We start from the raw sequence: 23849 nt of genomic DNA, 5'->3' as shown, positions 1-23849 counted from the left end.
CTTACACCTCCTCATGGCTTTGCGATAAAAGGATTAGTGTAATATTATCTTCTCCGCCCAAATCATTTGCTAATTGGACGAGCTCGTCACCTTTTTCTTCTATAGTTGATGTATTCATCACAATGGTTTGCATCTCTTCATTTGTTAGTTTATTGCTTAAGCCATCCGAACAAATCAGCATATAGGTATCATCCATCATCTCAACTTGATAACTATCAGGTTCAATAGTAGATTCTGTTCCTAATGATTTCAAAATATAGTTTTTCTTCGGATGACTCTTAGCTTCTTCTTCACTAATTTCCCCATTATCAACAAGTATGTTGACGTAAGAATGGTCCTTTGTGATTAAGCGAACTTCCTCAGATGATATTAAATACACACGGCTGTCTCCAACATGAGAAATAACAGCATTTGTGTCTTTGAAGACAACAGCAATTAATGTGGTCCCCATTCCCTGGCAGCCTTCGTGTGTTAAAGAGTACTTATAAAGTGAGCTATTGATGCTTTTAACTGTTTCTTTTAACCAAACTTCTGTTTTGGAAGTAGATTCAAAACTGGCACCATCTGCTTCTATAAAATACTCTTCTAATTGTTTAACAGCCATTTTGCTAGCAACATCCCCTGCATTATGCCCACCCATACCATCCGCTACAATAGCTAGCTGGTATGAGTCGGCGCGGGAGATGAATGCAGCACAATCTTCATTTAAAGCTCGTTTTCTTCCTATATCACTGACGATTGTATATCTCACTACAGATCACCTCATTAGTGGGTTGTTTCTTCTTTTCTCTCCTTCGCCCGCAATTGGCCACAAGCCGCATCAATATCCGACCCTTGTTCGCGACGGATTGTTGCGTTAATACCATGATTTTTTAATGTTTTTTCAAAATCAAAGATCTTATTGCGCGGTGTTCTAACATAATCGCGTTCTGGTACATAATTGACAGGGATTAAATTCACGTGGCATTTAATACCTTTGATCAGTTTTGCTAATTCTTCCGCATGTGCAACAGTATCGTTGACGCTACCAAAAAGCCCGTATTCAAAACTAATTCGACGACCCGTTTTTTCAGTATAATAACGTACTGCCTCCATTAATTCAGGCAATTTATATGCTTTTGCAATTGGCATTAATTGCTGACGCAGCTCTTGGTTAGGCGCATGCAATGAAAGTGCAAAGTTAATTTGCAATTGTTCGTCTGCAAATTTGTAGATTTTCGGAATTATGCCGCTTGTTGATACTGTGATATGTCTTGCGCCAATATTTAATGCTTTTTCATGGTTGATCACTTTTAAGAATTGCATCATAGCATCGTAGTTATCAAATGGTTCACCGATACCCATGATGACTACTGAGCTAACTCGCTGATCCTTTTCATCCAATGCTTGTTGTACCTTTACTACTTGTTCTACAATTTCACCAGGTAGTAAATGGCGTTTTAATCCTCCCAATGTAGAAGCACAGAAAGAGCAGCCAATTCTGCAGCCTACTTGGGTTGTTACACATACTGAATTCCCGTAATCATGCGCCATTAAAACAGTTTCGATGGAATAGCCATCTTGCAATTGGAAAAGGAATTTAATAGTGCCGTCTTTGGATTCTTGCTTGATTAGTGTATTTAACGTACTAAAAGCAAATGCTTGCTGCAATTTATCACGTAAGCCTTTTGAAAGATTAGTCATTTCATCAAAACTTTTTACGCGCTTCACATAGAGCCATTCAAAAATTTGGGCTGCTCTAAAAGGCTTTTCTCCGTTTTCTTTCAGCCAGTCTTGTAATTCGTCTGGTAATAGAGAATATATTGATTCGCGTAGCTGTGGTTTTTCTTTTTTTACTCTTGCTGTTTTTATTTCATGATCCATTAGTTTGTGGATCCTCCTTTTTTTCTAAAAGCCGCGACAAAAAAACCATCGCTGCCTAAATCTTGTGGAAAGACCTGTATCATGCCTTCCTCTTTCAATGGCGGAAACGCATCAGGTGCATTTTCAATTGGCGCTAGCTCCATATCTGGGTGCGCTTTTAAAAATGCAGCAACCGTCTCGTCGTTCTCCATTTTATCAATTGTACAGGTACTGTAAACCATTTTGCCTTGTTTTTTTAATAAAATATAGGCTGTATTTAATAATTCCAGCTGAATTTTTTGCAAAGACTCATGGTCGCTCTCATTTTTTGTATATTTTATATCCGGTTTCCGGCGTATGACACCAAGACCACTGCATGGTGCATCTACTAAAATGCGATCGAATGACTCTTCACCAAATTGTTCTGCAGCTTTCCTGCCATCCAATACTGCTGGTTCAATAATGGATAAGCCTAAACGCGTTGCATTTTGATCGATCAAGCGAATTTTATGTGCATGTAAATCTGTTGCTATAAGCTTGCCTTGATTGTTCATTTTTTCAGCTATATGTGTTGTTTTTCCACCTGGTGCTGCGCACATGTCTAATACTTTCATGCCTGGCGTAACATCGAGCGCATATGCAGGCAACATAGAGCTTTCATCTTGAATCGTAATTAAGCCCTCTTTGAAGGCGTTCGAGCGAGCTGCTTGTCCTTCTAAAATATGAAGGCATTCAGGTATTGCTTCACTCCGTTTGACTGAAAAGCCATCATCCCACAAACTGCGAAGTGCTTCTTCTACAGTCGCTTTCGCCGTGTTTACACGAACCGTTTGGTGTGGTGGCATATTATTTTCAAACAGCATTTCACCTGCTTTTTCTAATCCATAATCTTGAATATAACGGCGAACAAGCCATTCAGGATGGCTGGATTCAATCGACAATCTCAAAACATCATCCTCTATGAGTGTCGTATCACGGTATCCTTCTCTTAGTATAGAACGCAAAATGCCGTTTACTGTTGCGCTGACACCTCGATGTCGTGCACGCCTCTTGGCGATTTCAACTGCTTCGTTGACGGCTGCATGATCAGGTATTTTTGTTAAATATACAATTTGATAGAGAGATAAGCGCAATAGCCAACGTACCCAATTATCTAGCTTTCCTCTTACATATGGCTCTAAATAGTAATCAAGCGTCATCTTATGTTGGAGTGTGCCATACGTTATTTCCGTAAGGAGTCCGCGGTCTTTAGCATCAATTTTGTATTTTTCAATTGTTTGGTGTAACAGCAAGTTGCTATAGGCTTGCTGCTGGTCGACAGCCAACAAAATAGAAAGGGCGGCATCGCGGACATTACCGTCCCAAATAGCATTATTACTACTTTTTTTCTTACTCTTACTCATTCAAAAAGATCCCCAATCTGCAATTTTGAACCAACACCATTTAAGTAATTAACGGCTTCCATCTGTTTTTTACCCGCAGGCTGCAAGTCCAATATATCAATGGCTTGACCCTCTCCTGTAGCAACTGTAAAAGACTTTTTGCCAATCGCAATGACAGTGCCTGGTTTTTCAGTATGCGTAGCAGTCGATTTTTTAGCCCACCAAATTTTAACGTTTTGATTATCAAGGGTTGTATAGGCAATCGGCCAAGGATGCAGACCTCGGATTTGGTTATAAATCGCTGTACTGCTTTGTGACCAATCAATACGTTCTTGTTCACGGGAAATATTACGAGCAAACGACACTTTCGATTCGTCCTGTGGAATGCGCTCATTCGTCCCTTCGATGATAGAAGGCAATGTATCTTTTAATAAATCACGGCCGATAATGCTTAATTTATCAAAGAGTGTACCGGTTGTATCGTCTTCTTCTATTGGCATAGCTTGCTTTGCAATAATATCGCCAGCATCTAGTTTTTCTGCCATATACATAATTGTAACGCCTGTCTCTTTTTCACCATCTATCACCGCTTGATGGATTGGTGCACCGCCGCGATACTTCGGCAATAGTGATGCATGGACATTAATGCAGCCGAGTCTTGGCGTCTCAAGCAATTCTTTAGGTAAAAGCTGCCCGAATGCTGCTGTGACAATCAAATCAGGCTGTAGGTCAATAATCTGCTTTAGTTCTTCTGAACCTTTTAAACGTTCAGGCTGGATGACTGGCAACCCAAGTTCCACAGCCGCTTTTTTTACAGGTGGAGGCGTTAGGACCCGTTTGCGTCCGACTGGGCGATCTGGCTGTGTTACGACAGCTTGGATATGATAGCCTTCTTCCTGAATCATACGCAAAATCGGAACAGAAAAGTCTGGTGTTCCCATAAATACAATCGATGTCACTCTTCTTCCTCCTCGTCTGCGTACATCTCTTCGATTTCTTCAAGTGTATACGTTTTAGTTATTTTTTGATCAAATAAAATGCCGTTTAAATGGTCTACCTCATGTTGGATGACGCGAGCATCATAATCATGTGCTTCTAGTTCATATAAGTCTCCATTTCGGTCTTGCGCCTCTACTTTTACGTATACCGGACGTTCCACATCGCCATATACATCAGGGAAACTTAAGCATCCTTCAATATCCGTATCCGTATCTTCTGATATTGCCACAATAACCGGATTAATTAATTCGAGAACATCCCGTTCTTCTCCAAGCTCGACAACAGCCGCTTGAATACTTTTATTCACTTGAGGTGCTGCAATTCCAACTCCATCATTTTCTACCATTGTTTCATACATATCATCTAAAAGCTGCGCTAGGTTGTTATCAAATTGTGTAACTTCTGCTGCTTTTTTCTTTAAAATTTCTGCTGGGTTTTTAACAATCTCTAATAAGGCCATATTCTTTTCTCCGTTCTATCTATTAAATAACTGAAGGATCTAAATCAACTGTTAGCTGGATGCCTTTCTTAATCCAGTCCGTCCGATAAATCCGTATCAGTTGTTTTAACGTTTCGGTTAGGTTTGGTTCTATTTTATATTTTATCAAACATTGATAACGATATCGATTTTGGACGCGGCTTATAGACGCAGGTGTAGGCCCAATTAGCCCGACTTGGCTGGATAGTTTTAGCTTTAAAAAATCCATTGCCTTTCCTGCATATTCTGCTGCCATGAGTACATCTTCATGTGTAACTTGGATAAGCGCTACAAAATAATAAGGAGGATAAGCGAATTGATGACGCATCATCATTTCTTGGTCATAGAATGGTGCATACTGTTGCTCTTTCGACAGCTGGACTGCGTAATGTTCCGGACTGTATGTTTGGACAATGACTTCACCAGGCAAATCATGCCGTCCTGCTCGTCCGCTTACTTGTGTAAGCAATTGAAAAGTCCGCTCTGCCGCTCGAAAGTCCGGTAAATTCAATGAGGTATCAGCACTTAATACGCCGACAAGGGTGATTTTTGGAAAATCCAATCCTTTAGCAATCATTTGCGTACCAAGCAAAATGTCTGCTTTTAAGTTCCCAAAGTCTTCTAATATCTTCTCATGGGCACCCTTTTGCCTTGTTGTATCGACATCCATTCGAAGAACACGAGCTTCAGGAAATAGCTTATAAATTTCTGCTTCTATCTTTTGTGTGCCTGTGCCAAAGAATCGAATATGTTCGCTATGGCATTCTGGACATTCTGTTGGAACATGTTCTTCATAACCACAATAATGACACTTAAGCTTTTCAGAAGACCGGTGATATGTCATGGATATATCGCAATTTTTACATTGGACGACTGTTCCACAATCTCGGCATAGCACAAAAGAAGAAAAACCTCTACGATTCAGAAACAATACCATTTGTTCTTTTTTCTTCAACCGATCTTCCATTGCTTCCATTAATGCACCTGAAAACATAGACCGGTTGCCATTATGGAGCTCTTCTCGCATATCAACGACTTCCACTTTCGGAAGAGATTGCTGTTTCGCTCTTTTTTCTAGCGTTAATAATGTATAGACATTTTTCTTTGCACGCGCAAACGATTCAAGGGAAGGGGTAGCACTTCCTAATATAACGGGGCAATGATGATACTCGCTGCGCCAAATTGCTATATCTCTTGCATGATAACGAGGCGTGTCTTCTTGTTTATACGTCGATTCATGTTCTTCATCTAGAATAATCAGGCCCAAATTTGTAAAAGGTGCGAAAACAGCTGACCTTGCTCCAACTGCTACTTTAACTTCTCCACGACCAATTTTTCGCCATTCATCATATTTTTCACCCTTTGACAATCCACTGTGCATTACTGCAACCAAATCGCCAAAGCGAGCCCTGAAGCGTTCTGTCATCTGTGGTGTCAAGGATATTTCAGGTACCAATACAATGGCTTCTTGTCCCCTATTAATCGCTTCCTGGATTGCTTGTAGGTATACTTCTGTCTTGCCGCTTCCTGTGATGCCATGCAATAAATAGGTTGTTGCTTGACGTGATTTTACAGAATGTAAAATTTCTTTCAAGGCTACTTCTTGTTCATCTGTTAAGGCTAGAGGAATTGAACCCTTCACTTCTTTTGAAAATGGATCACGATACACTTCCTCTTGGAAATATGTGGCCGCTCCTTTTTCAATAACCGCATTTACAACCTGTGGCGTCACACTCACCGTTTCACATATTTCATTAGGAGTAAATTCCTCTCCCACATGCAAAGCCATCCATTCTACGACTTGCCGCTGTTTTTTAGCTCGTGGAGGGATACTTTCAGCAATCTCTTGCAATCTCTCATAATTGCTTGCTATTTTGACTTTGCGGACTTCTTTCACATTGCCTTGTTGTTTGACAACTGTTTTTTGCTCTACATACCCATTCTTCATACAAGATTTAAGCACCCTTAATAGATTGGCACTTTCTACTTTTTTATAAGGAATGGCCGTTTTATTTCCGAATAGCTGCTGTAGTTCCTCTGGCAAATAAGTAGGATCTTCTTTTAGAAGGATTGTTTTTTCATATTTCGCACGCAATGCGGATGGGAGCATAACTTGCAGAGCATCAATTTCATAACACAGCGTATGGTCTGTCATCCATTTAGCCAGCTCTAGCATTTCATTCGTTAAAATGGGCTCGATATCTAACAGTTCGGCAATGGGTTTAAGCTTGTCCTTCGGTACATCACTTTCACTTTGTAAAGCTGTAATAAATCCCAGAACATTTCTTTTGCCAAATGGTACTTTTACACGGCAGCCAACCTCGACTAGCTCTTGTAATTCTTCAGGCACTTTGTAATCAAAAGGCCGGTCGACAGGATATGCGGACACATCCACTATTACTTGCGCAATCATGTTAGGGTAATATCATTATTACCACTACCTTTCTATTGTTGAAATTAGCGGTTATGGTTATTTTACAGCTATCAAGCTTGAGTAATTTTTAATTCCACAATCCTTGCCTTTTTAATATAGTTTCAAACAATTTTAAAGCAAGCTCTTCTTTCGGAAGTTGTGAGAAGTTTACTTGATAGTCATTATTTCCGACAAGCGTAACTGTATTTAGATCTGTCCCAAATCCGCGGTCTGTTTTTGATACATCATTGGCTACAATATAATCGGCGTTCTTTTTTTCTAATTTACCTTTAGCATAATTGATGACATCATTCGTTTCAGCTGCAAAACCAATCAATAATTGGTGCTGTTTTCGTTCACCTAATGTCAAAAGAATATCGGTTGTCCGTTCTAATTCTATCGTTGAATCGCCTGGCTGCTTTTTCATCTTGCGGGAAAAAGTTTCTTTCGGTCGATAGTCTGCCACAGCTGCAGTTTTAACAACAATATCCGCTGTATCATACTCTTTTAGGATGGCTTGCAGCATTTCTTCAGCGCTTTCTACTGGTACTACTTGAACACCCTTTGGAGGATCTATTGAAACAGGACCAGAAACCAAGATCGTTTGTGCTCCCAATTTCGCTGCAGCCGCCGCCATTGCATATCCCATTTTCCCGCTTGAAAAATTCGTCAGAAAACGAACAGGGTCAATTCTTTCTCGTGTAGGGCCTGCAGACACTACCACTTTCTTTCCTTTTAAAGGCAAGTGTTTTGGCATGAAATAACTTTCTACCAGTGCAACAATTTTCTCTGGTTCTTCTAGTCGTCCTTTTCCAACATAGCCACATGCAAGATAACCTTCATCCGGTTCAATCCATTGGTAACCATCCTGTGTAAGTGTTTCTACATTGCGCTTTACAGCTGGATGATCATACATATGTACATTCATAGCAGGGGCTATCCACACTTGCCCTGTTGCTGCAAGTAATGTTGTTGTCACCATATCATCCGCTATACCATTTGCCAGTTTACCAATAGTGTTGGCTGTAGCCGGCGCTACGATGATCAGATCTGCCCAATCTGCTAAATCAATATGGGCTATCACATTTGAATCCTTTTCATCAAACGTATCCGTATAAACATCATGTTTAGACATTACTTGAAAGCTGAGTGGCGTTACAAATCGTGTTGCAGATTCTGTCATAATGACTTTTACATGCGCACCCTTCTGGGTTAATTTACTAACAAGAGCAACAGCTTTATAAACGGCAATGCCGCCAGTAACACAAAGTAAGATTTTTTTATTTGAAAGCATTTTTCTCTTCCTTTCAAAACACAAGCCCCCAAAGAAAGTTTTCCCTGGGAGCTGCGGCTGTTAATAGATCGTATGAATTAAAGAAGCCATATTTTCAACCTATATCATTCGGTTGTCGGGAAAATGTTTCGGAATACAAATTTTATGTATCCAATCATCCTAATTACATAGGATGCCCGAATAGATGCTTATACTTCGTCTTCGTAAATTTTTGTTTCGTCTTGTTCCTCTTTTGTTAAGACGCCTGCAGCTACTTCTTCAAGCGCTTTCCCAACATTTTTGTGAGATACATATCTCATTAGTAAATTTGGGCTTCCTTCCTGCATAGAGCGCGCTCTTTTAGCGGCAAGACTTACAAGTGAATATTTAGAATCAATTTTCGTTTTTAAAACGTCAACAGATGGGTATAACATCGTTTATTCTCCTCTCAACATAGCTAGGTATTGTTTTTCCACACGTTCGCGTCGGCAATGCTCTGCCAGTACAATCGCATTGATGCGGTCACAAGCTAATTGTACTTCATCATTTTCCACAACATAATCATACAAATTCATCATTTCTAATTCTTTATTTGCAGCGGCTATGCGTGTTGCAATCACTTCTTCCGTTTCTGTGCCACGGCCGACTAAGCGGTCCTGCAACTCTGAAAGGCTTGGTGGCGCAAGGAAAATAAATAAGCCATCCGGCACTTTTTCGCGTATTTGCGCTGCTCCTTGTACTTCAATCTCAAGAAACACATCGCGGCCCGCATCAAGTGTAGCATTTACATAATCAATTGGCGTACCGTAATAATTCCCCACATAATTGGCGAATTCAAGCAGTCTGCCTTGTTCAATTAATGTTTCAAATTCTTCTTTGCTCTTAAAGAAATAATCCACACCATCGACTTCACCCTCGCGCGGTTTGCGCGTAGTCATAGAAATCGAGTATTCATAATTGGTATCCGGCTGTGAAAACAGTTCTTTACGAACAGTGCCTTTGCCTACGCCTGATGGACCTGATAAGACAATTAGTAATCCACGTTCTTTTCTCATAACTCTCCCTCATGTTTCAAAAAAATAATCATACAATAATCCAAGCCACTATTCAATATTTTGAACCTGCTCACGCATTTTCTCAAGAATTGACTTAGCTTCAACAACCGCGCTTGCTACTTCAGCTGATTGGTTTTTAGCACCAATCGTATTAATCTCCCGGTTCATCTCTTGCATTAAGAAGTCTAATTTTCGGCCAATTGCAGCTTCATCTCTTAAGGTTTCATCCACCTGTTTTAAATGGCTGCTCAAACGGTCAATTTCTTCAGCTATATCCGCTTTTTCTGCAAATACAGCTACTTCCATCAGAACACGCTCTTCAACATGGTCAGCTTGGCAAATTTCTTGAATACGAGCCAAGAGTTTAGAACGATACTTTTCCACAGCCATCGCAGATCCTTTCTGTATAATCGTAATCTGCGCTTCTAGCATTGCTTTTAAACGTCGAACTGCTTCTAATAATTCTAAACCTTCTCTTTGCCTCATTCCAACTAGAACAGAAGCAGCTTCTTCAGTTGCAAGCTCGATGGCTGCTAAGACCTCTTCTTTAGACAGTTCCTTTGTTTTTACCGTGACGACTTCTTCTAAGCCTAATATCTCAGCCATAGACCACTGCTTTGTAAGCGGAAGCTTACTGCTAAGCTCCTCTTGCGCCTCAATATATGCATCGACTAATGGCCAATTAATATGTATTGATTGACCAAGTGGTTCCATTTCTTTCACATTTACGGATACATCGAGTTTTCCTCTTGCTACTTTTGTAGAGAGTAGCTTCTTTGCAAATACTTCTGCTTCCGTCCACTCTTTTGGAAATCTCGTTGAAATTTCCAAGAAACGATGATTTACCGAGCGGATTTCCACGGTCAACTGCAATTGTTCCGTTGTTGTGACACCCCTGCCAAAACCAGTCATACTTCGAACCAAGGCCCGTCACATCCTTCTTTGCATTCTATCTAATAAGTATAGCACAAGAAATAAATCTTGCGTACATTGACTAGTAGAGAAGTTTTAAATAATATATCATTCTAAAAACCTCTAATGGCTGAAACTAATTGTTTTAACTCATAGAAAAACCGAACACTCTGTAAAGTAAAATCTCACATTTGTCCGGCACTTCTTTTTATCATTATTCTATTGAAGCTCTAATAAATTGCTTGGTAGGACCTATCTACTCTTGTTTTATCCTTAATCTTTATTCAATAGATTTCCTAAATTGTTTTCTACATTACGACTTAATGCCTTTCCAAATAGTCCATCTATCCTTTTCAATAATAGGATTATTAGTTGTACTATTGATTTGGTCTTTAATGTATACCGCAAGCTCATCTACTTGTTCGTCGTTCAGTTCATAGAGAATGGAACGACCTGTTCGATTCTTAATATCTTTCATTAAATCATCGAGGTATTGATAAACTTTTCTAGTTTCCCATAAACTATATTCTTCGATAGGATGGAAACCATTTTCTTTAAGGAATTGCATCACATCATGACTCGGGTATCTTCTAGAAATTTCTTTATCGATCAAACTTGGATACTTCTCAAAAAAGTATCCTCTTATATTAGTGGCGCTGCCTTTCAGAAGACAATCCTCTCGCGTTCTGTCTTGAATAAGGAAGACACCACCTGGTTTTAGCAATCGATATCCCTCTTGAAAACACGCATTTAAATTATCAATATGATGTATAACTGCTCTTTCTAAAATAATATCATATTGCTCATCAGCCAATTTTGTATCTAAAGCATTTCCTAATTTGAAATTTATATTATCATAGTCCCTGCAGTTTTCTTTTGCCGTATGTAATAGCTGTTCTGAAAAATCTAAACCTGTAACTTCTGCAGCCCCCATCTTGGCCAATGCTTTTGTATAAATTCCTCCGCCACACCCAATATCTAAAACCTTTTTACCTTTCACTTCACATATTTCATTCACTTTATCAATCCACGTATGATCCGCTTCTCTAGTAGAATATGTAAAGCGATTAGCCGGTTTATTAAAATCTATTGCCATAAAAAATACCCCCTTCATTCTCACACTTCTCTGATTCCAGAAAAGTACCCCTCAGTTTTATATTCTAGAAAAGCTTCAGCTATCCCTTTTTTGTATTTTCTTTTATGGTCTATTGAGCACATAATAGGCTCCATAAATTCATATTGCCTTTAAAAAATGTTAAGATAGAACAAAACGTGTTGAAAGAGGAATACCATATGGCATATGACGGTTTATTTACATTAGCGATGACCAAAGAATTACAAAAGCTGACGACAGGTCGCATCGCAAAAGTGCATCAACCGAATGCACAAGAAGTAATTCTAACAATCCGGGCAAATGGAAAAAACCATAAACTATTATTTTCAATCCATTCATCATACGCCCGTGTCCATTTAACGGACCAATCAGTAGAAAATCCATCTGAACCGCCAATGTTTTGCATGCTCTTACGCAAACATATTGAAGGCGGAATTATCGAATCTATTCGCCAAATTGACGGCGACCGAATCATCGTCTTTACAATTACAAGTAAAAATGAAATTGGCGATCGTATCACAAGAGAATTAATTGCAGAAATCATGGGAAGGCATAGTAATCTTATTTTAATAGAAAAAGAGTCGCACAAAATTGTGGATAGTTTAAAACACTTGCCACCTTCCCTGAATAGTTACCGTACAGTGCTTCCTGGTCAAGCCTATATTGCACCACCGCCGCAAGATAAAGTAAATCCAACAGAGACGGATACAGTAGCATTACAATCATTCTTTGAGACGGAGAAAACAGCACAAGACATCGTTCAGCATTTCACAGGCTTTTCTCCACTTCATGCGAAAGAGTTCTTATATCGTATAGAGAATAATCATGACGCTGCCGCCGATTACTTTAACTCCTATATTAAATCGTTCCAGCACGGTGGCGACCAGCCTACATACGTAGAGGCGAATGGTAAAATTCATTTTTCCCCAACAGCCTTAACACATCTAGATGGCAAGTCTACATCATTTGATACATTAAGCTCATTGTTAGATCGTGTTTTCTTTGCAAGGGCTGAACGAGATCGCGTCAAACAACAGGCAGGCGATTTAGAACGTTGGCTGCAAAACGAAGTGAACAAGTTAAAGTTAAAACTAAAAAAACTGCAAAAAGATTTGCAGCAGGCAACACGGCTGGACCAGTATCAACTATATGGCGAGTTGCTAATGGCGAACATCTATAATTTTGATAAAGGCGCAAAAGAAATCACCGTTGAAAATTATTATGATGAAAATCAAGCAGCTGTAACTATACCTTTAAACGAACGAAAAACGCCTATTGAAAATGCGCAAAGCTACTATACAAGATATAACAAAGCAAAAAATGCGCTTATTATGATTCAAGAACAAATTGACAAGACAAATGATGACATTACGTATTTTGAGATGCTGTCTCAACAAGTGCAGCAAGCATCTCCTCATGACATTGAAGAAATCCGCGAAGAGTTAGCAGAGCAAGGATTTATGAAAATGCGTGCGAACAAACGAAGAAAAAAACCAACGAAACCAATGCCGGAAGATTTTATTTCTTCCACTGGTATACGCATTTCAGTCGGCAAAAATAATAAACAAAATGACTACCTGACCTTTAAAGTCGCCAAAAAATCTGAAGTATGGATGCATACAAAGGACATCCCAGGCTCTCACGTTGTTATACATGATGCCGATCCAGATGAAGAAACAATAAGAGAAGCGGCAACATTATCAGCTTATTTTAGTAAAGCTCGCGAATCTTCATCCGTTCCTGTTGATTATACGGAAGCTCGCCATGTTAAAAAGCCAAATGGTTCAAAACCTGGTTTTGTCATCTACTTTGAACAAAAAACTATTTTTGTTACACCAGATGAAGAGCTTGTTATGAAATTGAAAAAAGACTAAATAGTAAAGAACCGTCTAGCTCTTCAGCTGGCGGTTCTTTTTTCTACCTAATTCCCTTTTATTAATTATGCCAATGTAATAGCAGTATCATCATATAATAATTAATACCTACACAATCACTAGTCTGTCTCCAACCAACTTGCTTCAGGTTGCCCAGACTCATTGCGAATACCTTTTGCTACTCCTATAAAGCCAATAACTGAGCCAATCACCTCAATCCACCAACCGATTGTATTGATTGTTTCGCTTTCTTCTCCTCTAAGTGTTTTAATTCCAGCAAGAGCTACCATGGAGTATCCAACTGTTTCTAAAAAGCTACCATATATTTCATATAAAGCAAGGGGAGTTGGTTCCTCTTCTAGTGCCGCCACAAAGGAAAGACTCCCACCAGTTGCTTCAGTAAGAGATTCTTGAATCTCCAACTTTATCCTATCTTCTTCATTTGCCGTTGCGACAATGGCAATTATTGTGATTAGATTACCAATTACTTTTAGCTGTATACCCAATTTCCCTAATGAATATTGTTTGATACTATCTGCTACTAAAGCTCCTCCCGTAGCTTGTAAAGTTCCTCCGACTAACTCAAGAGAGGTTGATGCCTCTTCACTTTTTATTATTGATGGCGTGTTTCCAATTGCTGCGATTGTTGTACCTATTGCATTTATTAAAGATCCGAATAACGCTTGTATTTGATTGTCCAATTCTCCCCTCCTTCTAAAGCATCTTACTTATATATAATGCAGAACAGTTGACTTACGGAAGGGTAATGGCCTTTACAATGTTAGATTTTTTGATTGAATACAATTATCACATATAAGTAATACAAAAAGACTGCAAACAAAATTTAAATTTGTCTACAGTCTGCATAAGCCTACTACAATATTTCTATTGCTAGTTCTATTAAAGCTTTCCTTCTTTTAAATCAGCATGCCATTGAAGCAGTCCTGGAATATCAGAGGGTTGGATTTCCTGGTTCTCTTTCGCTGTTTCGACTAATGTTTCAAAGTTAGTCAGGCTTTTGTACGGTACGCCTGCTTCTGTGAAATTCTCATCTGCTCGGTTCAACATGTATGAATACACAGACACAACCCCTATGACTTCTGCCCCTTCACGTCGAAGTGCTTCTACTGCATTAATGCTTGAACCACCAGTAGAAATAATATCTTCCACAACAACTACTTTTTGTCCTCTATGTAGTTTCCCTTCTGTTTGATTGCCTTGTCCGTGCCCTTTTGGCTTAGAACGAACATAGACCATCGGCAAATCTAGAAGATCACTTACCCATGCAGCGTGTGGAATGCCTGCTGTGGCGGTCCCCGCAACCACTTCTGCCACTGGGAAGTTTTCCTGAATTAACTGTGCCAGTCCCTTAGCAATGGTCTTTCGTACGTTTGGATAAGAGATGGTTAGACGCGTATCACAATAGATTGGTGATTTAATGCCAGATGCCCATGTAAAAAGGTTGGTTGGATTGATGGAAACCGCCCCTGCCTTCAACATACCTTGCGCTACTTCTTTTTGAATTGTCATTGTCATATTATTGTCCTCCCCATTGCTCTAAAACCGTATGATAGCTTTCTACTGAATCAACACTTTGCGTAATCGCTCTGCCTACGACAATATGTGTCGAGCCTTTTTCTCTTGCAACTGCTGGTGTGGCAATACGTTTTTGGTCATGCGCTTCGCCGCCTTCTAAACGAATACCAGGTGTGACTTTTAAAAATTCTTTGCCGCAAGCTTCTTCGATTGCCTTTGCTTCCAAAACAGAGCAAACAACACCATCAAGGCCTGCATCTTTTGTTAGAAGTGCATAATTCAATACTGATTCCTCAAGTGTTGTCATGATCTTTTGCTCTTTTTGCATTTCTTCTTCCGTTGTAGAAGTAAGTTGCGTAACAGCGATTAGTAGAGGTCTCTTTTTTCCAACTGGAGTTCCTTCTTGCAACCCCTCAAGTGCTGCTTTCATCATCTCACTACCGCCTGCAGCATGTACATTTACCATATCAACACCTAATCTTGCTAACCCGCGCATAGCTGATTTAACTGTGTTTGGTATATCGTGCAATTTTAAATCTAGAAAAATTTCATGTCCTAAATCTTTTATTTTTTTTATGATTGAACTACCTTCTTGTAAAAAAAGTTCTAGACCTATTTTTACGTATAGAGGTTCATTATATTGTTCTAAAAAGGCAAAAACGTCTTCTTCCCCTGGGAAGTCTAAGGCAATAATAGGCTTATCTGTCATTTAACGATGGCTCCTTCCAATCAAATCTGTTAGTTTGCTGTATCCTATCTCATCTAGTTTTTGAGGAAGCTCTTCGATTATTTTTGGACAAACAAATGGGTCCACAAAGTTTGCTGTTCCTACTCCGACAGCACTCGCTCCGGCTGATAGAAAATCAATAACATCCTCAGCGTTTGTTACGCCACCCATGCCAATAATCGGAATCGAAATTTCTTTACTGACTTCATAAACCATTCGAATCGCCACAGGCTTCACGGCTGGGCCCGAAAGTCCACCTGTACCATTTGCAATAATAGGCTTGCCAGTTGAAGGGTGTAGGCGCATACCAACTAGTGTATTAATCATTGTAATTCCATCTGCCCCACTTGCCTCTACTTCTTTGGCAATCTCAACTATATTCGTGACATTAGGTGAAAGCTTAACATAAACAGGGACTTCAGAAACAGCCTTTACGGCTGCAGTCAACTCACCTGCTGTTTTGGCATCAGTGCCGAATTGAATACCTCCACATTTTACATTGGGGCAAGAGATATTTAGTTCAAGCGCCTTCACATTGTTGGCGGTTGATATTCTTTCTGCAACCGCTACATAATCGGTCATTTCTGTGCCAGCAACATTCGCAATAATGGGCACATCAAATTGTTCAAGCCATGGAAGTTCATGCTCCAGCACATGCTCTAACCCAGGGTTTTGAAGACCAATAGCATTCAGCATACCTGATGATGTTTCAGCTACACGCGGCGTAGGATTTCCTCTTCTAGTCTCCAGCGTCGTCGCTTTAATCATAATTGCACCTAATGTTGATAAATCGTATAAATTCGCAAACTCTTGGCCAAAGCCAAAGCACCCGGAAGCTGGAATGATCGGGTTTTTCAATGATAAACCTGGAAGTTCTATTTGAAGGCGGTTCATAGTGCTACAACTCCTCTCTTAAAAACGGGTCCATCGCTGCATACTTTTAAATAATCTTGCGACACAGCGTCAGTTGTTTCGCACACGCAGGCATAGCAAGCACCAATTCCACATCCCATACGCTCTTCGAAAGATAGAAATCCTAATTTATCAGGATACGTTTGTTCAATTGCTTTTAGCATTGGCGTAGGGCCGCAACTATAGAAAACGTCAAATTCAGGTTTCTCTTGCATTAATAAATCTGTTACAAACCCTTTTGAGCCGTAGCTTCCATCCGCTGTAACAATATGTGTTTCACCAAGAGCCTTAAATTGTTCTTCATAAAAAACATCACCGATTGACTGGAAACCAAGGACATGGATCGTGCGTACCCCTTTTTGCTGTAATCTAGATGCCAATTCATAGAGCGGTGGCACACCGATACCTCCCCCGATTAGTAATGCCGTTTCACCAGAGTTGCTGGCATCTAGTGGGAATCCATTTCCTAATGGTCCTAGCACGTCCACCATATCGCCTGGCTGCTTTAAAGAGAGCAGCTGCGTTCCTCTTCCTCCTGCACGGTATAGCAATGTACATTCTAAGTTTTCTTGGTCAATTGAACAGATGCTAATTGGCCTTCTGAGCAGAGGTTCATAACTATCTGACACTCGAATATGCACAAATTGTCCAGGGTTTTTCATTTCATTTACAAGCTGGCCATGCAAGACCAGCTCATAAATATTTGTTGCTATAGATCGATGATGAATGACTTTCATTTTTTCTTGTTGAATCATAAGGACACCTCTAACTCTGCTTTTGGCATTGCTGTTGCTGTAAAAGTCATAGATTCTATGACTTGGAGAATAGCTGCTGCTGTATCTAGTGATGTAAAGCTAGGTATACCATTTTCTACTGCTTCACGGCGTATTCTAAAACCGTCTCGCTCAGGCTGTTTTCCTTTTGTCAGTGTATTAATGACTAACTGAGCCTCTCCATTTTGGATGACATGAAGCAACGTTTTCTCGCTTGATCCGATTTTATCCACAACGATTGATTGAATCCCTGCACTTTCCAGCGTCTTTGCTGTCCCTGGTGTGGCAAGGATTGAGTAACCTACTTTCATAAATCGTTCAGCCAGTTCTACCGCCTCTGCTTTATCTTTATCCGCCACAGTCATCAAGACGGAACCATGATCGGCTATTTTCATTCCTGCTGCTACAAAGCCTTTATATAACGCTTTTTCTAATGTGCTGTCTTTCCCCATTACCTCGCCTGTAGATTTCATTTCAGGTCCTAATGTGGTATCGACACGACGAAGTTTTGCAAAGCTAAACACCGGCACTTTTACAAACACACCAATTTTAGAAGGTGCAAGCCCTGCTTTATAACCTTGCTCAATAATCGACTCTCCTAGGATTGCTTTTGTCGCAACATTGGCCATAGGGATATTTGTAATCTTGCTCAAGAAAGGAACTGTTCTTGATGCACGTGGGTTAACTTCAATTACATAGACCACATCTTTAGAAATGACATATTGGATATTCATTAAGCCTTTGATCCCCAAACCTTTTGCTAAACGTGTCGTGTAATCTACTAATGTATCAATATGCTTTTGGGCTAAGTTTTGCGGCGGATAAACGGCAATCGAATCTCCTGAATGCACTCCAGCACGTTCAATATGTTCCATGATGCCTGGAATGAGCACGTTTTCTCCGTCACAAATGGCGTCTACTTCAATCTCGCTTCCCGTCAGATATCTATCAATCAATACAGGATGTTCTGGTGAAGCTTCAACAGCATTTTCCATATAATGCTTTAGTTCTTTGCTGTTGTACACTATTTCCATCGCTCTACCACCAAGCACATAAGATGGACGCACAAGGACTGGGTACCCTATTTCCTCTGCAATGGCTACAGCCTCATGCGAATTTGTTGCTGTTTTCCCTTTTGGTTGAGGAATTCCTAATTCATGCAGTGCTTCCTCAAAACGGTCTCGTGATTCTGCTCTGTCAATCGAATCGAGTGTTGTACCTAGTATCTTCACGCCTCTCTCTTCTAATTGCTCTGCAAGATTAATTGCCGTTTGGCCCCCAAATTGGACTACCACCCCTAGTGGCTGTTCTAGATTAATAATGTGCATGACATCCTCAATCGTTAGCGGCTCAAAGTATAGTTTATCTGAGACCGAAAAGTCTGTTGATACGGTTTCCGGGTTTGAATTTATAATGATTGCTTCATATCCTGCTTCTTGTATTGCCCACACCGAGTGCACAGTTGCATAATCGAATTCCACACCCTGTCCAATGCGGATGGGTCCTGAACCGAGTACGATGACAGATTCACGGTTTGACCGTATTGATTCATTCTCAGAACCGTATGTCCCATAGAAGTAGGGTGTTTCTGATTCGAACTCTGCCGCGCATGTATCTACCATCTTATAGACCGGTAGAATACGGTTTTCTTTTCGGTAATCATATACTTCTCTCTCTGTCATGCCCCAGAGCCTTGCAATTATTTCATCTGCAAAACCTATTGTTTTAGCTTTTTTGAGCACTTCATCATTTTGCGGGTTATCTTTTATCACTTTTTCATAGTCAATGATATTTTTCAATTTATGAAGGAAGAAAAGATCGATCTTGCTCCAATCATGAATTTGCTCGATTGTTATGCCACGTCTTAAAGCTTCACCTATAAAGAATAACCGCTCGTCTCCTGCTTTTGTTATCCGCTTTTCGATCAGTTCACCCGTTAAATCATCTGCATTTTTTAACTCTATATGTTTTTGGCCTGTCTCCAATGAACGCACAGCTTTTAAAATGGCTTCTTCAAAGGTGCGACCAATTGCCATAACTTCTCCAGTTGCTTTCATTTGAGTCCCTAAGTTTCGCTTAGCTGTTTCAAATTTATCGAAAGGAAAGCGCGGAATTTTTGCCACGATATAATCTAGTGCTGGCTCAAAGCACGCATATGTTCTACCTGTCACAGGATTAATCATCTCATCGAGAGTTAATCCAACTGCAATTTTTGCCGCCAGTTTTGCAATAGGATATCCTGTTGCTTTAGAAGCAAGAGCTGATGATCTAGAAACTCGAGGATTAACCTCAATAATGTAGTAATTGAAACTGTATGGATCTAGTGCTAACTGAACATTGCAACCACCTTCAATACCGAGTGCACGGATAATTTTCAGCGATACATTTCGGAGCATATGGTACTCACGGTCCGATAATGTTTGGGAAGGTGCTACAACGATTGAATCTCCTGTATGTATGCCGACAGGATCCACATTTTCCATGTTGCAAACAACGATGGCATTGTCCTTTGAATCACGCATCACTTCATATTCAATTTCTTTGTATCCTGCAATCGATTTTTCAAGCAGGCACTGTGTAACAGGTGAATATTTTAGGCCTGACGCTACAGTTTCTTTCAATTCCTGCTCATCATGGCAGATGCCGCCGCCTGTACCACCTAATGTAAAGGCGGGGCGAACAATAATGGGATAACCTATACGGCTGGCAAATGTGTTAGCTTCTTCTAATGTATGTACGATTTCTGATTCGGGCGTTGGAACACCAAGCTCTTGCATAAGACTGCGAAATAGATCGCGGTCTTCCGCTTGGTTGATTGCGTCTAACTTTGTCCCTAAAATTTCTATGCTAAGTTCATCTAATATGCCTGACTTATGCAATTCAATTGCCATATTCAAACCGGTCTGCCCACCGAGCGTCGGCAGAATTGCATCTGGACGTTCTTTACGCAGGATGCGTGATACGAACTCTAACGAAATAGGTTCGATGTAAACAGTGTCAGCAATCTCTGTGTCCGTCATTATTGTTGCCGGGTTGGAGTTGATGAGGATTACTTTATACCCCTCTTCTTTTAATGCCAAGCAAGCTTGTGTACCTGCATAGTCAAATTCTGCAGCTTGACCGATAATAATAGGACCTGAACCGATTACTAGGATGGATTGAATGTCATGGCGTTTAGGCATGTTGCAATTGCTCCTCTCTCGTACTGTTGTTCATTAGCTCGATAAATTCGTCAAACAGGTGGTTGGGATCTTCTGGACCAGGTGAAGCTTCTGGATGATATTGCACGGTGAATACTGGGTGTTTTTTGTGGCGCATCCCTTCGCATGTGCCGTCATTTAATGCGATATGCGTTATTTCTAAGTCTGTGCCTTGAAGTGAATCCATATCAATTGCGAATCCATGGTTTTGCGATGTAAGTTCTGTCCGTCCCGTCCTTAAATCTTTGACAGGATGATTTGCACCTCGATGACCAAATTTCAACTTAAATGACTTAGCTCCAGAGGCAAGTCCGAAAAGCTGATGACCCAAGCAAATACCGAACATTGGTACCTTACCGATTAGTACTTTGATCGTCTCGATAGCTTCAGGAACATCCATTGGGTCTCCAGGACCATTAGACAGCATGATTCCATCTGGCTGATAGGTCATTATTTCTTCTGCACTTGTGTTATAAGGTACAACTATCACATCACAATCTCGCTTATTTAGCTCTCGCAGTATCCCGTGCTTCATTCCAAAATCGATTAACACGACACGTTTACCGCGACCAATAGATGGATACGCCTTTTGTGTTGAAACTTGTGCAACTTGATTCGTTGGAAACTTTACAGCGTTAAGCCATTCTATTATTTCCTCTAGATTGATTTCTTCTCCAGCTTTTGAAAGATAGCCTTTGACAGCACCTTCCTTACGAATCAGGCGTGTCAGTTTTCTTGTATCAATCCCTTGGATACCTGGAATGCCTTTCATTTTTAGGTATTCATCCAATGTTCCTTCATTGCGAAAGTTTGAAGGTACTGTTGCCAATTCGTGGATAACAAAACCTTTGATTGCAGGCGAGATGGCTTCAAAGTCATCTCGATTAATCCCGTAGTTGCCAATTAAAGGGTAAGTCATGGTCACAATCTGTCCGCAAAAAGATGGATCTGAAATCGTTTCTTGGTAGCCGGTCATTCCTGTTGTAAACACGACTTCACCAGCTGATTCTGTTTCACTGCCGAAAGCAATGCCTTCAAAAACTTCGCCCGATTCTAAGATCAGTTTTCTTTTTAGCATGATCCATCCTCCCAAACAATTTTGCCTTCACACATTGTAAGCATTGGCCAGCCTGTTGCTTTCCAGCCGTTAAACGGGGTGTTTCTTCCTTTAGACAGAAACTCTTCTGCATCGATTGTTTTCTCATTTTCGATATCAATTAAGACTAGATCCGCTGATTCACCGATTCCAAGTGTGCCATATGGCAAGTTGAATAGTTGAGCTGGTTTTACGGTCATCCAGTCAATCAACTGGCGCAATGTCCATTTTCCTGTTTTCACAAATTGTGTGTATAAAAGAGGAAATGCTGTTTCGAAGCCCACAATTCCAAATGGAGCTCCTACCATGCCACAACATTTTTCTTCTTTTGTATGAGGCGCATGGTCCGTTGCTATACAATCGATGGTGCCGTCTAGTAGTCCTTCATGTAGAGCCAGCCAATCCTCGTTAGCACGAAGTGGCGGATTCATCTTCCAGTTAGCATCATCGCTTGGAATATCCATCTCTTCTAAAAGTAGGTGATGCGGACAAACTTCCGCTGTTACGTGGATTCCTGCTGCTTTGGCATCCCGCACTACGCGTACAGATTCTTTTGTGGATACATGGCATACATGGTAATGCGCGCCTGCAGCCTCAGCAAGCAATACATCTCGTGCAATTTGGACAGACTCGCAAATAGAAGGAATACCAGGCAATCCTAATTCTAAATTGCGTTTACCTTCATGCATTACTCCATCATAAATTAATGAGTTATCTTCACAATGTGCAACTACAGTCATATTGAGAGCAGCTGCATCCTTCATTTGTTCATACATCGTTCTCGCTTCTTGTATGCCTACTCCATCATCTGAAAAAGCAACAGCTCCGTGTGCCTTCAGCGCCTTTAAATCTGTGCGAGCATCACCCGATTGATCAACAGTTAATGAACCATAAGGCAGAACACGCACGATCGCGCTCTGCTCAATTAATCCATTAATCAACGCTAAATTCTCAACTGAGTCCGGAACTGGCTTGGTATTTGGCATCGCACAAATGGTCGTAAACCCACCCTTTGCGGCTGAAAGAGAACCTGTTTCAATGGTTTCCTTATGTTCGAAGCCTGGTTCTCTCAAATGTACGTGGACATCCACAAAACCAGGTGATGCCATATATCCTTTCCCATCTATTATTTCATCTGCCTGCACATTTAATTTCTCGCCGACTGCTGCAATCTTCCCATCCTCAACGAATATTTCTCCTGCATAAAGATTTCCGTTCTTATCTACTAACTGCAAATTTTGAAGTAACACTGTCATTGTATTTTCTCTCCTTTAAGATAGTTTCTAAGATTGCCATTCGAATGTAAACTCCGTTATTTACCGCTTCGAAAATTCGTGAACGTTCACACTCTACTAGGTCGGAATCAATTTCTACTCCGCGGTTGAAAGGAGCAGGGTGCATAATAATCGCATTGTTTTTCATCATACTTTCTCTTTCTACTGTCAAGCCGTATTGTTGATGATAGTTTTCCGTGCTGTATCCTTCATATGTAACATTTCGTTCGTTTTGGACACGTAGCAGCATAATCACATCACTTGTTTTATGAAGATCGCCCCATTCATTATTCGCCTCTGGGAATTCTCCTTGCCATTGTTCTGGGCAAACTAATTGTACGTTTGCGCCTAATCTTTTAAGTGAAATCATATTGGATTTTGCTACGCGGCTATGTGAGATGTCTCCTACTATTGTGATATTTAAGCCCTTGAATCGGCCAAACTCTTTAAAGATAGTATAGAGATCGAGTAGAGATTGTGATGGATGTTGTCCGGTTCCGTCTCCACCATTGATGATTGGTATATTAATTCCCGGCAACAGGTCTTCATAGTAAGCATCTTGGTTATGGCGAATGACAACTGCGTCGATTCCCATAGATTCTAATGTTTTCACTGTATCGTAAAGCGTTTCACCTTTCAGTGTGCTTGAGAAACCTGATTCAAAAGGTATCACTGTGGCACCTAGTTTGCGCTCGGCAATTTCAAAACTTACCTTTGTTCTTGTACTTGGTTCAAAGAAGAGGTTGGCAACCATTGCATTCTGTGCAAGCTGTGGTTTGGCTCCTGCCTCAAGCTCAGCTGCTCGTGTTAAAATATCCTCAATTTGTTGTATTGATACTTGCTCCATCGATAATAAGTTTTTCATCATTTTGCCTCCTAGTTTTGTATTAAACTAAAAGCCTCCTTGGAATTTCAAGGAGGCTTTTGAAGGATATGACAAAATAAGCTTGTATACTTTATGCATGCTTATCGTATCGAATCACCCTTCT

Annotated in this window: 21 protein-coding genes; 1 reads left to right on the top strand and 20 read right to left on the bottom strand. The window is 40.4% G+C overall.

Going from position 1 to position 23849, the window contains the following annotated elements:
- Window position 1: 1 nt before the first annotated feature.
- The 11 genes from AC6CHJ_RS03745 to AC6CHJ_RS03695 form a co-directional block, all read right to left on the bottom strand.
- Window positions 2-751 carry a Stp1/IreP family PP2C-type Ser/Thr phosphatase gene (locus AC6CHJ_RS03745; RefSeq protein ID WP_147194207.1) on the bottom strand — a complete coding sequence of 250 codons (750 nt, stop codon included), beginning with the start codon at window positions 749-751 and terminating at the stop codon, window positions 2-4.
- Between the two features lie 14 nt (window positions 752-765).
- Complete coding sequence (gene rlmN, locus AC6CHJ_RS03740) at window positions 766-1863, bottom strand: dual-specificity RNA methyltransferase RlmN (RefSeq protein ID WP_066785305.1); 1098 nt, start codon at window positions 1861-1863, stop codon at window positions 766-768.
- Window positions 1863-3245 (bottom strand): 16S rRNA (cytosine(967)-C(5))-methyltransferase RsmB, encoded by a 1383-nt coding sequence (rsmB, locus tag AC6CHJ_RS03735; RefSeq protein ID WP_498287321.1) that lies wholly within the window; start codon window positions 3243-3245, stop codon window positions 1863-1865. The genes rlmN and rsmB overlap by 1 nt, the downstream gene beginning before the upstream one ends.
- Complete coding sequence (gene fmt, locus AC6CHJ_RS03730; RefSeq protein WP_147194212.1) at window positions 3242-4183, bottom strand: methionyl-tRNA formyltransferase; 942 nt, start codon at window positions 4181-4183, stop codon at window positions 3242-3244. The genes rsmB and fmt overlap by 4 nt, the downstream gene beginning before the upstream one ends.
- The gene (gene def, locus AC6CHJ_RS03725; RefSeq protein WP_249775663.1) at window positions 4180-4683 is read right to left on the bottom strand and encodes a peptide deformylase; all 504 of its coding nucleotides are present in this window, start codon (window positions 4681-4683) and stop codon (window positions 4180-4182) included. The genes fmt and def overlap by 4 nt, the downstream gene beginning before the upstream one ends.
- Before the next feature lie 22 nt (window positions 4684-4705).
- Complete coding sequence (gene priA, locus AC6CHJ_RS03720) at window positions 4706-7114, bottom strand: primosomal protein N' (RefSeq protein WP_498287319.1); 2409 nt, start codon at window positions 7112-7114, stop codon at window positions 4706-4708.
- A gap of 88 nt (window positions 7115-7202) precedes the next feature.
- Window positions 7203-8408: a bifunctional phosphopantothenoylcysteine decarboxylase/phosphopantothenate--cysteine ligase CoaBC gene (coaBC, locus tag AC6CHJ_RS03715; protein ID WP_249775661.1), complete on the bottom strand. Its 1206-nt coding sequence runs from the start codon at window positions 8406-8408 to the stop codon at window positions 7203-7205.
- A gap of 188 nt (window positions 8409-8596) precedes the next feature.
- The gene (gene rpoZ / locus AC6CHJ_RS03710) at window positions 8597-8821 is read right to left on the bottom strand and encodes a DNA-directed RNA polymerase subunit omega (RefSeq protein ID WP_066785285.1); all 225 of its coding nucleotides are present in this window, start codon (window positions 8819-8821) and stop codon (window positions 8597-8599) included.
- Between the two features lie 3 nt (window positions 8822-8824).
- A complete protein-coding gene (gmk, locus tag AC6CHJ_RS03705) occupies window positions 8825-9442 on the bottom strand; it encodes a guanylate kinase (RefSeq protein WP_066785282.1) in 618 nt (205 codons plus the stop codon).
- A gap of 48 nt (window positions 9443-9490) precedes the next feature.
- The gene (locus tag AC6CHJ_RS03700; protein ID WP_147194220.1) at window positions 9491-10366 is read right to left on the bottom strand and encodes a YicC/YloC family endoribonuclease; all 876 of its coding nucleotides are present in this window, start codon (window positions 10364-10366) and stop codon (window positions 9491-9493) included.
- A gap of 301 nt (window positions 10367-10667) precedes the next feature.
- A complete protein-coding gene (locus tag AC6CHJ_RS03695; RefSeq protein WP_498287316.1) occupies window positions 10668-11450 on the bottom strand; it encodes a class I SAM-dependent methyltransferase in 783 nt (260 codons plus the stop codon).
- A 197-nt stretch (window positions 11451-11647) separates the two neighbouring features.
- On the opposite strand from AC6CHJ_RS03695, the gene AC6CHJ_RS03690 reads away from it, so the two are divergent.
- Window positions 11648-13342 (top strand): Rqc2 family fibronectin-binding protein, encoded by a 1695-nt coding sequence (locus AC6CHJ_RS03690; RefSeq protein WP_498287314.1) that lies wholly within the window; start codon window positions 11648-11650, stop codon window positions 13340-13342.
- A 119-nt stretch (window positions 13343-13461) separates the two neighbouring features.
- Here the strand turns inward: AC6CHJ_RS03690 and AC6CHJ_RS03685 are convergent, their stop codons facing one another.
- From AC6CHJ_RS03685 to AC6CHJ_RS03645, 9 genes are all read right to left on the bottom strand, one after another.
- On the bottom strand, window positions 13462-14043 hold the full coding sequence (locus tag AC6CHJ_RS03685; RefSeq protein ID WP_498287312.1) for a DUF6944 family repetitive protein: 582 nt from the start codon (window positions 14041-14043) through the stop codon (window positions 13462-13464).
- Between the two features lie 199 nt (window positions 14044-14242).
- Complete coding sequence (pyrE, locus tag AC6CHJ_RS03680; protein WP_147195089.1) at window positions 14243-14872, bottom strand: orotate phosphoribosyltransferase; 630 nt, start codon at window positions 14870-14872, stop codon at window positions 14243-14245.
- A gap of 7 nt (window positions 14873-14879) precedes the next feature.
- Window positions 14880-15587 (bottom strand): orotidine-5'-phosphate decarboxylase, encoded by a 708-nt coding sequence (gene pyrF / locus AC6CHJ_RS03675; protein ID WP_498287311.1) that lies wholly within the window; start codon window positions 15585-15587, stop codon window positions 14880-14882.
- Window positions 15588-16499 carry a dihydroorotate dehydrogenase gene (locus AC6CHJ_RS03670; protein ID WP_249775654.1) on the bottom strand — a complete coding sequence of 304 codons (912 nt, stop codon included), beginning with the start codon at window positions 16497-16499 and terminating at the stop codon, window positions 15588-15590.
- The gene (locus tag AC6CHJ_RS03665; protein ID WP_147194233.1) at window positions 16496-17272 is read right to left on the bottom strand and encodes a dihydroorotate dehydrogenase electron transfer subunit; all 777 of its coding nucleotides are present in this window, start codon (window positions 17270-17272) and stop codon (window positions 16496-16498) included. Before AC6CHJ_RS03665 ends, AC6CHJ_RS03670 begins: the two co-directional genes overlap by 4 nt.
- Window positions 17269-20472, bottom strand: coding sequence for a carbamoyl-phosphate synthase large subunit (gene carB, locus AC6CHJ_RS03660; RefSeq protein WP_498287309.1), 3204 nt, complete (start codon window positions 20470-20472; stop codon window positions 17269-17271). Before carB ends, AC6CHJ_RS03665 begins: the two co-directional genes overlap by 4 nt.
- Window positions 20465-21568, bottom strand: a complete 1104-nt coding sequence (gene carA / locus AC6CHJ_RS03655) for a glutamine-hydrolyzing carbamoyl-phosphate synthase small subunit (RefSeq protein WP_498287307.1) — start codon at window positions 21566-21568, stop codon at window positions 20465-20467. The genes carB and carA overlap by 8 nt, the downstream gene beginning before the upstream one ends.
- Window positions 21562-22842, bottom strand: coding sequence for a dihydroorotase (gene pyrC / locus AC6CHJ_RS03650; protein WP_392994693.1), 1281 nt, complete (start codon window positions 22840-22842; stop codon window positions 21562-21564). The genes carA and pyrC overlap by 7 nt, the downstream gene beginning before the upstream one ends.
- The gene (locus tag AC6CHJ_RS03645; protein WP_147194240.1) at window positions 22805-23725 is read right to left on the bottom strand and encodes an aspartate carbamoyltransferase catalytic subunit; all 921 of its coding nucleotides are present in this window, start codon (window positions 23723-23725) and stop codon (window positions 22805-22807) included. The genes pyrC and AC6CHJ_RS03645 overlap by 38 nt, the downstream gene beginning before the upstream one ends.
- Between the last annotated feature and the right edge of the window lie 124 nt (window positions 23726-23849).

It is taken from the genome of Rummeliibacillus sp. GQ308 (assembly GCF_059759115.1).
Note: the sequence above shows the minus strand (reverse complement) of the source record. Positions and strands in the feature narration are given on the sequence as shown.

What these genes read in the sequence shown, in the direction of transcription:
- rpoZ (WP_066785285.1), bottom strand. Translation starts at nt 8,821, where the DNA reads ATGTTATACCCATCTGTTGACGTTTTAAAAACGAAAATTGATTCTAAA.
- carB (WP_498287309.1), bottom strand. Translation starts at nt 20,472, where the DNA reads ATGCCTAAACGCCATGACATTCAATCCATCCTAGTAATCGGTTCAGGT.
- pyrE (WP_147195089.1), bottom strand. Translation starts at nt 14,872, where the DNA reads ATGACAATTCAAAAAGAAGTAGCGCAAGGTATGTTGAAGGCAGGGGCG.
- AC6CHJ_RS03670 (WP_249775654.1), bottom strand. Translation starts at nt 16,499, where the DNA reads ATGAACCGCCTTCAAATAGAACTTCCAGGTTTATCATTGAAAAACCCG.
- AC6CHJ_RS03665 (WP_147194233.1), bottom strand. Translation starts at nt 17,272, where the DNA reads ATGATTCAACAAGAAAAAATGAAAGTCATTCATCATCGATCTATAGCA.
- pyrF (WP_498287311.1), bottom strand. Translation starts at nt 15,587, where the DNA reads ATGACAGATAAGCCTATTATTGCCTTAGACTTCCCAGGGGAAGAAGAC.
- AC6CHJ_RS03695 (WP_498287316.1), bottom strand. Translation starts at nt 11,450, where the DNA reads ATGGCAATAGATTTTAATAAACCGGCTAATCGCTTTACATATTCTACT.
- rsmB (WP_498287321.1), bottom strand. Translation starts at nt 3,245, where the DNA reads ATGAGTAAGAGTAAGAAAAAAAGTAGTAATAATGCTATTTGGGACGGT.
- gmk (WP_066785282.1), bottom strand. Translation starts at nt 9,442, where the DNA reads ATGAGAAAAGAACGTGGATTACTAATTGTCTTATCAGGTCCATCAGGC.
- priA (WP_498287319.1), bottom strand. Translation starts at nt 7,114, where the DNA reads ATGATTGCGCAAGTAATAGTGGATGTGTCCGCATATCCTGTCGACCGG.
- pyrC (WP_392994693.1), bottom strand. Translation starts at nt 22,842, where the DNA reads ATGACAGTGTTACTTCAAAATTTGCAGTTAGTAGATAAGAACGGAAAT.
- carA (WP_498287307.1), bottom strand. Translation starts at nt 21,568, where the DNA reads ATGCTAAAAAGAAAACTGATCTTAGAATCGGGCGAAGTTTTTGAAGGC.
- def (WP_249775663.1), bottom strand. Translation starts at nt 4,683, where the DNA reads ATGGCCTTATTAGAGATTGTTAAAAACCCAGCAGAAATTTTAAAGAAA.
- AC6CHJ_RS03690 (WP_498287314.1), top strand. Translation starts at nt 11,648, where the DNA reads ATGGCATATGACGGTTTATTTACATTAGCGATGACCAAAGAATTACAA.
- AC6CHJ_RS03645 (WP_147194240.1), bottom strand. Translation starts at nt 23,725, where the DNA reads ATGAAAAACTTATTATCGATGGAGCAAGTATCAATACAACAAATTGAG.
- coaBC (WP_249775661.1), bottom strand. Translation starts at nt 8,408, where the DNA reads ATGCTTTCAAATAAAAAAATCTTACTTTGTGTTACTGGCGGCATTGCC.
- rlmN (WP_066785305.1), bottom strand. Translation starts at nt 1,863, where the DNA reads ATGGATCATGAAATAAAAACAGCAAGAGTAAAAAAAGAAAAACCACAG.